Source organism: Tautonia marina, assembly GCF_009177065.1.
Taxonomy (GTDB): domain Bacteria; phylum Planctomycetota; class Planctomycetia; order Isosphaerales; family Isosphaeraceae; genus Tautonia; species Tautonia marina.
In genome coordinates this window covers 259,351-267,474 of record NZ_WEZF01000008.1, presented here as the reverse complement: position 1 = coordinate 267,474, position 8,124 = coordinate 259,351, and the positions used below count along the sequence as shown (strand labels likewise).

The window sequence follows — 8,124 nt, the reverse complement described above, 5'->3', positions numbered from 1 at the left end:
TGTGCGGACCTCCTCAATTCGGATCAGGGAGGGCCGCACAGCGGGCCCTACCACGCTAGAACTTCGCGATGGAGCGATCATGCCGAGGAAGTCGAAGGCCGTTCAGATCGCCGAGCAAATCGCCGCCGTCCAGGCGGGGGGCGACACGCTCAACCTCGACGCATTCAACGTCGTGACGACCCTCCCGGAGGAGATCCGGGGCTGTCACTGGTTGCGCTGCCTGATGCTGGGGATCAACCCGTTGCAGGAACTGCCAGACTGGATCGGAGAGCTGACGAGCCTTGAAGATTTGAACGTGTTCGCCTGTCAATTGGAACGCTTGCCTGACTCGCTCGGCACGCTCACGTCCCTGACCTGCCTGGTCCTCACGAACAACCCCCTCCGTCGGGTGCCGGAATCGATCCGCAACCTGCGCCGGCTCCGCATCCTGGGCCTCTCCGGATGCGACCTCACGACGCTCCCGGACTGGATCGGCGAGCTGACGGAACTTGAAGAACTTGATCTGGATATGAACCAGTTGACCGAGCTGCCCGACACGATTTGCCACCTGACGAAGCTCGAATCGCTCTCCCTCTCGACGGGATCGCGGCTGACCGCGTTGCCGGCGAACTTCGGGGACCTGGCCAACCTGAAGGACCTCGACCTCCGAGGCAATCGGCTCACCACCCTGCCGGATTCGTTCTCGAAGCTCGTCCGGCTCCGATCGCTCGACCTGCGACGTAATCAGTTGAGCGACGTCCCGCCTTATTTCTCGACATTCACCAAACTGAAGGAACTGGATCTCGGCGACAACCCCCTCCCCCCTCCCCTCGCCAGGGCTGCCGAGAAGGGGAGTCGAGCGATCCTGAAGGCGATCACCACGCGGGAGACGCCGCCGGCCTGATGACGCGACGGGACGTGATCATCCCGTCGCGGCCGGCAGGAGCGAGACCGCGGGAGGCCGCACCGAAACCGCTCGTCGCTTAGTGACCCCGATTGGCGAGTAACCGGGCCACCCAGAAAACGAGGCATCGCCTCAGTTGAGGGTGAACGCGGTACGACCAACTTCGTGATTTCGGCGGGCGGGATGGGAAAGGGCTCCGATCAGAGGACCCCGTAGCGCCGGAAGGCCTCGGTGACGGTCATCCCCTCGGCCAGCTTGTCGCGGACGAGGTTCTCGCCGCGGACCTTCTCCTCGGCCTTTGCAATGGCCTCGTCGGCGATGGCGGAGGGAACGAAGACAATACCGTCGTGATCGGCCAGGACGAGGTCGCCGGGCGCGACGGAAACACCGCCGAAGTCGATCGGCACGTCGTGGGCCTCGACGTCGATCCGGCCGAGGCTGTCGGCCGGGTGGATGCCGCGGCAGAAGACGGGGAAACCCATCTCGATAATGGCGTGCGTGTCGCGCGTGAATCCGTCGATCAGAACACCGCGGCACCCCCGGTAGCGGGCGGCGGTCGACAGGAGTTCGCCCCAGAAGCTCCACTCGCAGGAGGAGACGACCATCACGTCGCCGTTTGTCAACGCATCAACGGCGGCCATTTCCCCCTTGTACGGCTCGGCGGGTTCGAGGGTCGGCGCGACAATCGTCTTCACCGGCCGGACCACCCCGGCACAGCGGAAGGCGGGGGCCAGAGGGCGAATATCGGCCCTTGGGCACTGGTTACGGGCGCCGAGGCGGTCGAGGACATCGGCCACGACGGGCGTATACAGGGCGGCCAGCCGATCAGCCAGCGCAATCGCTTCAGACTTCGAGGCACTCACGAGAACAGGCTCCGTGGCTTCGGGACGGGTCGGCCGGTGGTTCCGGCATCATCTCCCTCGTAGCATGGCAGACCAAGGGGCCGAAGGCGAGATGGTGGTATGGGAATCACCGACCGATCGTCCCCATCGTGAATCGGAAACCCACAATGATGCAACCCAACCTCAGCCGGTCTGCCTGGACGCTCACGTTCCTCCTTGGCGCCACGTGTTCCCATTCGGTTTTCGCCCTCGACGACCCGGAGGGGAAGGCGTTTTTCGAGGCGAAAATCCGCCCCGTCCTCATTGAGCATTGCTTCGCCTGCCACTCGTCGCAGGCGAAGCCGCCGAAGGCCGGATTCCGTGTCGATACCCGATCGGGCCTGCGCCGGGGTGGTGACTCGGGCTCGGCCATCGAACCGGGTCGACCGGACGATAGCCTCCTGATCCGTGTCCTTGAACATACGAGCGAAATTGCCATGATGCCGCCCGGCAGCCGGTTGCCCGACGCGGTGCTGGATGACTTCCGCGCCTGGATCGAACGCGGGGCACCCGATCCCCGACCGGATGACCCGCCCCGATGATCCTCTTGCCCCAATCGGCCAACGCGGATCAGGTGCCCCCCTTGGACGACGACACCACGGGACCGTCGATCGGGTCGGCCAGCTCGGGGTCGTGTTCCTGGTCGGGGACGCCGAAGATGTCGTCGAACGGATCGGGCGAGCGCCGGGCCGAGGTTCCTCGGACCGCGCGATCGAGACGCCGCTGGATCAGTTCCAGCAGGAACTGGAACAGGAACGTGAAGCCCACCGCCGGCAACAAGGCGGCGATCCGAACCGTCTGCACCGAGACGCCGAACATGGCGTCCTCAATGATCCCCGTCGAGAGCAAGATTCCGGCGAGCGGGCTGACGGCCATCGTGGTCATCGCCGCATTCTCATACCCGGCGCCCCCAAGCCCTGCCCCGACCACCATCGGCACGAGCCAGGCGAAGAACAGGAACAGCACGAACAAGGTTTGACCATGCTTGCGCATGAACAGTTGCGCGGCCTGAAGCCCCAGCCCCACATAGGCAACGGTCAGAACCCCAATGGCGATCGTCTGCGAGTAGGCGGCGGTCCCGTTCGCTCCCCGCCCCTCGATCACCTCCCAGGCAATGGTCGTTCCGATCAGAACAATCCCGCAAAGCACGACCAACGCCAGGCGGTTGACCCCCGAGTCGGACCAGGGGTTCGGCCGTCGGCGTCCCATCCGCAAGGCGCGCCGAACGCCTTTGATGTACTCGCTCCGATCCGGCGTCAACGTGGCCGCCAGCAAGATGGCGATGAAGACCATCGCGTAAAGCATCACCAGGACGACGCCGTCCACGCCCTTCAAGTTCCAGGTCACGCCGAGCACCAGCACCATCAAGGTACTCAGGAACGCCACCGCCTGCCGCTTGGTGTACAGGTGGGCGCGATCCGACCGCATCCGACGGACCGAAGGGACGAACAGGAAGCCGATCAGGATCAGCTCATACGCCACCACCAACGGCATCCACGGCACCGGCTGACCGAAGAAATCAATCCGGACCATTCGGCCGGAAAGATCGAACAGCATGTACTGGACGCCGAAAAAGAGCCCCTGGCCTAGAAACAGGCCGAACACGACCAGGCCGATCAGCCCTCGGTTGCCCGCCTTCGGCTTCTTGCTGATCATCGCTCCCAGCAAGGTGAGCGTATGCACAAGCCCCGCCGCGAGCAGCAAGGGAAACTCAAACGCAAGCAACCCTTGCCAGCCCGCCGGGCCGACCGCCGCCAGGAACACGGCAAACGGCATCGTGAGCAACGTTAACCAGTACTGCAACAAGGGCGCACCCAGCACGAACCCGACTGCCAGCCAGTGCGGAGGCACCGGGGAAACGCGGTGGAAGTCGAGAATTCCGCTCTCCCTCGCCCCCCCGACCGAGCTGCCAATCTCGCCCGCCCCGGCAAACACCAGCGTCACCACCTGGAGCATGATAATCAGGGTGAGTGGCGTTGTTCCGGAAAGTTGATTGATTTGATAATACGACCAGCAGACGATCGCGCAGAGCGTCACCACCACAATCGACCAGGGAATCACCCGGTTGCGGCGCAATCGAGAGCGGGCGTGCTTCGTCAGGATCGGGTTGTCCAGGAGGATGTCGAACCGGCTGGCCATCACGAAAGCTCCTTGGCGCCGACCTTCAGGAACAGTTCTTCCAAGCCTTCCTTGCGACGGCTGAACGACGCAACCCGCACCCCCGCCCCGACCAGGTTGGTCAGCAATCCGGCCGCCTGCTCGGCGTCGCCTTGATACGGCACCTCGAAGCTCGACGCTCCGGTTTGCTCGACTCCCGAAGCGGCCGGGTCGGCATCGACGATCCGCCGGATCTTGTCCGAATGGTCTCCGACCACCTCAATCACCAGGAGACCGCTGCCCAGAACCCGGTTCCGCACCGCGTCGACCGTGCCGCTGACGACCATTCGGCCACGTTCCATGATGGCGACCGATGTGCAGAACTCGGTCATTTCGGCCAAAATGTGCGAGGAAATCAGGACCGTCTTCCCCTCGCCCGACAGCCGCTTCAACACGTTCTTCAGGTCGATCCGCCCGCGAGGATCAACCCCGCTGGCCGGCTCGTCGAGCAGCAGGACCTTCGGGTCGGAGATCAGGGTCTTCGCCAGCATCACCCGCTGCCGCATGCCTCGGGAGAGGGTGGCGACCATCTCGTTCTTCTTCTCGGGCAGACTGACCAGATCGAGCGATCGGTCGATCATGGCGTGCCGGTCGTGCCTGGGGATGCCGTAGCTGGAGGCGAACAGATCGAGGAATTCCCAGACCTTCAGGTCGTCGTACATGGGGGGGAAGTCGGGCATGAAGGCGACCACCCGGCAGGCGTCTCTCGGACGTTCGCGCATGTCGACCCCGGCCAGGTTGATCTCGCCGTAGGTCGGTTCGATCAGGCCGAGAATCGCCCGCATGGTCGTGGTCTTGCCCGCGCCGTTGGGGCCGATCAGGCCGCAGACCTCTCCCGGCCCGACCTCCAGCGACAGGTCGTGCACCGCACAAACCGTGTCATAATCGACCCGAAGGTCCTTGACGTGAATCATCCCCGATCACTCCGAATCGCTTCCTCACCCCGATCGCCGACGCTACGGTATGGCCACCGGAGAAGACTGTCCATAGGATGACGGACATCCTGTACTCAGATTGCTGCGACTTGAGGACGGCGGGATGCCAGGGCCTTCGCCGTCGATTCTTCGGAGCCCTTTGCGATGAAGCTCGGCTTCAATACGGCCATCGTGCCCGACCTGTCGCTCGAACAGGTGCTTGACCTCGCTCACGAACAGGGATTCTCGTGCATCGAAGCCTGCTGCTGGCCTCCCGGCAAGGCCGAGCGCCGCTATGCGGGGGTCACGCACATTGACGTGGAAAGCCTCGATGCCGACGACATCCAGCGCATCCACGTTCTGTGTTCCTCGAAGGGGGTTTCGCTCTCGTCGCTCGGATATTATCCGAACGTTTTGCAACCCGACCGCGAGCAGGCCGAGCGCGAGATTGCTCACCTTCGGCGGGTGATCGAGGCGTCGGCCGCGCTGGGGGTCAACGTGGTCACGACCTTCGTGGGTCGCGATCCCGGATTGTCGGTCGATGAGAACTGGCCCCGGTTCCTCGAAGTCTGGCGGCCCTTGATCGCCCTGGCCGAGGAGAACGGGGTGAAGGTCGGCATCGAGAACTGCCCGATGATCTTCACCCGAGACGAGTGGCCAGGGGGCAAGAACCTGGCCACCACACCCGCCATCTGGCGACGGATGTTCGAAGACATCCCCTGCCCGAACTTCGGCCTGAACTACGACCCGTCGCACTTCATCTGGCAGATGGTCGACTACATCGCGCCGATCTACGAGTTCAGGGACCGCTTGCACCACGTCCACGCCAAGGATGCCCGGATCGACCGCGAGAAGCTCGATGAGCACGGCATCATGGGCTACCCGAACCTCTGGCACACCCCCAAGATTCCCGGCCTGGGAGACGTGAACTGGGGCCGATATTTCGGGGCCCTCTCCGACGTCGGCTACACGGGGCCGGTTGCCATCGAGGTCGAGGATCGCGCCTTCGAAGGCTCGCTCGAAAAACGTAAGGAGTCGTTGATCATTGCCCGCCGCCACCTCATTCAGTACCTCGGCGGCTGAGCCGAACGGCCCGCCGATCGACCTGTCGATCCTGATTCCCGTGAAGGACGAGGCCGAGAACGTCGGGCCGCTCCATGCCGAGATTTCCCAGGCGCTCGGGCCGCTTCCGTTGCGCTTCGAGGTCATCTTCGTCGATGACGGCTCGACCGACGGCACCGCCGCCCAGCTTCGAGCAATTCAGGAAGGGGACCCGGAGCACGTCCGGGTCGCCTTCCTGCGGACCAATTGCGGGCAGACGGCCGCCCTCTCGGCCGCGATGGACCTGGCCCGCGGCGAGGTCCTCGTGCCAATGGACGGCGATGGCCAGAACGACCCGAACGACATCCCGAGGCTGCTGAAGAAGCTCGACGAGGGGTTCGACGTCGTCTCCGGCTGGCGTCGGGATCGCAAGGACAAGTGGCTGACGCGACGGGTGCCGTCTCAGATCGCCAACCGCCTGGTCGCCCGGCTCTCTCGGGTGGCCTTGCACGACTTCGGCTGCACGCTCAAGGCGTATCGGCGGAGGGTCCTGCGGGGGGTTCGGCTTTACGGAGAGATGCACCGGTTCATCCCCGTTTTCGCCTCGTGGCAAGGGGCGAAGGTGGCCGAGCTGGTCGTCAACCATCGCCCTCGACAGGCCGGTCGGACCAAATACGGCCTGGGACGGACGTTTAACGTCGTCCTCGATCTGATTCTTATTCGCTTTTATCAACGCTACGCCCAGCGGCCGATCCACTTCTTCGGCCGGGTCGGCTTGTATGCCCTGGCGCTGAGCGTTGCGGCGTTCGGGCTCATGCTGTTCTACAAGTATGGCTATCCGGCGATGGGGTTCCCGAAGAAGGATTTCGTTGAGACCCCCCTGCCCCAGGTCGCCATCACCTTCTTTCTGGCCGGAGTGCAGCTGATTGTGACAGGAGTGGTGGCCGAGATGGTGATGCGGACCTATTACGAGTCGCAGGGGAAGCCGACGTATCTCCTTGGCGAGGTGCTTCAGGAAGCCGAGGTCAGCGATCGGCCGGGGTCGCCTGCGAAACCCGCGTAACCGGCCCCGAACCGGGAGGGAGGGAGGAGCCGGCGCCTCCCCCGTCTGCCGGATCGTTCTCGTCGATCGCCTGAGCCTGGGTCAGTTCCCGGACCTGCCCCGCATTGGCCAGGTAGACGAACAGGGCAATCAGCGCCCCGAGGAACTGCGCGACCCGGAAGGCCATCATCGTGACCGCCCCGCCGTCGTAGTCGGCCAGCTTGAACAAGACGCCGCTGATCTGTTCCGAGACGCCCAGCGCGCCGAACGGCAACGGAATGGCCGTGCTGAACAAAACCAATGGGACGATCAGGAAGTGCTGCGCCAGCCCCGGCACGTCGGGAAAAATGGCCTTGCCGATGAAGATAAATGCAAAAATGTTCAAAACGTGGGTCAAGGACGACATCACCACCGTGCCGGCCACCACGTCCATTCGGCGTCGGTAGGCCGAGCCCATCACGGCCAGTTCGTGCAGGGCCGCCGCGAACTTCCGGCGGTGGGCGAACCGCTCGGCCAACGGGCGATACAAAGGTGGAGCAAACGCCACCGCCATGACACCGATGACCGCGACCGACATGAAGACCGCGGCCCCGATCAAGCGACGCACGGGGGCCTCGACCCCGTTCCAGGCGAAGGCCCCCACGATCATCGCCAGCAAGAACATCCCGAGCAGGCCAATCATTCGGTCGATCGCCACCGAGGCCGCCGCCTGCGTCTTGCGCGACTGTTCGCGCATCAGGTAGGCCGCCTTGACGAAATCGCCCCCGACCGCCCCCGGAATGACCATGTTGAACAGAAGACCGATAAACCCGAGCCGAAGGGCGTCGCGCACCCGGAACGGCAGGCCGAGCGCTCGAACGAGCACATACCAGCGCAGGAATGCCAGCACGGCCCCGGTAAAGTAGAGCACGAAGCCGACGGCGAACAGGCCGTAGTTGATCTTGCGGTCCAGGACCTCGGCAATCTGGTCGCGGTTGGTCCACAGGGCCAGGCCAAGCAGGCCCAAGCCGACCGCGAGGCGGATGACATAGCCGATGATCAGACGGACGGTGCGCTTGGGAGGCGTCATACGGCTTCTCGTCGGCGGTAAGAACGGGACGACTGGGCGTCGAACGACGCTTGAGCAAACGTAGTGAAGCCTGGCAAGTGTGTCAACCAGACCTGGCCAGACCCGCCGCCGTGCGTCGGTCGCCTCGGCCCAGGTTC

Annotated in this window: 8 protein-coding genes; 4 read left to right on the top strand and 4 right to left on the bottom strand. The window is 64.3% G+C overall.

The window, feature by feature from the left end; all coding sequences use genetic code 11:
• The first annotated feature begins 79 nt into the window (after nt 1–79).
• Complete coding sequence (locus GA615_RS12180; protein ID WP_152051567.1) at nt 80–883, top strand: leucine-rich repeat domain-containing protein; 804 nt, start codon at nt 80–82, stop codon at nt 881–883.
• 200 nt (nt 884–1,083) lie between these two features.
• Here GA615_RS12180 and GA615_RS12175 read toward each other — a convergent pair whose 3' ends face one another.
• A complete protein-coding gene (locus GA615_RS12175; protein ID WP_152051566.1) occupies nt 1,084–1,746 on the bottom strand; it encodes an RraA family protein in 663 nt (220 codons plus the stop codon).
• Between the two features lie 146 nt (nt 1,747–1,892).
• On the opposite strand from GA615_RS12175, the gene GA615_RS12170 reads away from it, so the two are divergent.
• Nucleotides 1,893–2,306, top strand: a complete 414-nt coding sequence (locus GA615_RS12170) for a c-type cytochrome domain-containing protein (protein ID WP_152051565.1) — start codon at nt 1,893–1,895, stop codon at nt 2,304–2,306.
• A gap of 28 nt (nt 2,307–2,334) precedes the next feature.
• Here the strand turns inward: GA615_RS12170 and GA615_RS12165 are convergent, their stop codons facing one another.
• Both GA615_RS12165 and GA615_RS12160 read right to left on the bottom strand, forming a co-directional pair.
• A complete protein-coding gene (locus GA615_RS12165; RefSeq protein WP_152051564.1) occupies nt 2,335–3,903 on the bottom strand; it encodes a hypothetical protein in 1,569 nt (522 codons plus the stop codon).
• Nucleotides 3,903–4,835 carry an ABC transporter ATP-binding protein gene (locus GA615_RS12160; RefSeq protein ID WP_152051563.1) on the bottom strand — a complete coding sequence of 311 codons (933 nt, stop codon included), beginning with the start codon at nt 4,833–4,835 and terminating at the stop codon, nt 3,903–3,905. The genes GA615_RS12165 and GA615_RS12160 overlap by 1 nt, the downstream gene beginning before the upstream one ends.
• Before the next feature lie 165 nt (nt 4,836–5,000).
• On the opposite strand from GA615_RS12160, the gene GA615_RS12155 reads away from it, so the two are divergent.
• Both GA615_RS12155 and GA615_RS12150 read left to right on the top strand, forming a co-directional pair.
• Complete coding sequence (locus GA615_RS12155) at nt 5,001–5,918, top strand: sugar phosphate isomerase/epimerase family protein (RefSeq protein ID WP_152051562.1); 918 nt, start codon at nt 5,001–5,003, stop codon at nt 5,916–5,918.
• On the top strand, nt 5,881–6,939 hold the full coding sequence (locus tag GA615_RS12150; protein WP_152051561.1) for a glycosyltransferase family 2 protein: 1,059 nt from the start codon (nt 5,881–5,883) through the stop codon (nt 6,937–6,939). Before GA615_RS12155 ends, GA615_RS12150 begins: the two co-directional genes overlap by 38 nt.
• On the opposite strand, the gene GA615_RS12145 is transcribed toward GA615_RS12150, so the two are convergent.
• On the bottom strand, nt 6,902–7,987 hold the full coding sequence (locus GA615_RS12145; protein WP_152051560.1) for a lysylphosphatidylglycerol synthase transmembrane domain-containing protein: 1,086 nt from the start codon (nt 7,985–7,987) through the stop codon (nt 6,902–6,904). The two genes, GA615_RS12150 and GA615_RS12145, sit on opposite strands and share 38 nt — an antisense overlap.
• Nucleotides 7,988–8,124 lie beyond the last annotated feature (137 nt).

Coding starts and splice junctions, on each gene's coding strand:
- GA615_RS12145 (WP_152051560.1), bottom strand. CDS start 7,987: ATGACGCCTCCCAAGCGCACCGTCCGTCTGATCATCGGCTATGTCATC.
- GA615_RS12180 (WP_152051567.1), top strand. CDS start 80: ATGCCGAGGAAGTCGAAGGCCGTTCAGATCGCCGAGCAAATCGCCGCC.
- GA615_RS12155 (WP_152051562.1), top strand. CDS start 5,001: ATGAAGCTCGGCTTCAATACGGCCATCGTGCCCGACCTGTCGCTCGAA.
- GA615_RS12170 (WP_152051565.1), top strand. CDS start 1,893: ATGATGCAACCCAACCTCAGCCGGTCTGCCTGGACGCTCACGTTCCTC.
- GA615_RS12165 (WP_152051564.1), bottom strand. CDS start 3,903: ATGGCCAGCCGGTTCGACATCCTCCTGGACAACCCGATCCTGACGAAG.
- GA615_RS12160 (WP_152051563.1), bottom strand. CDS start 4,835: ATGATTCACGTCAAGGACCTTCGGGTCGATTATGACACGGTTTGTGCG.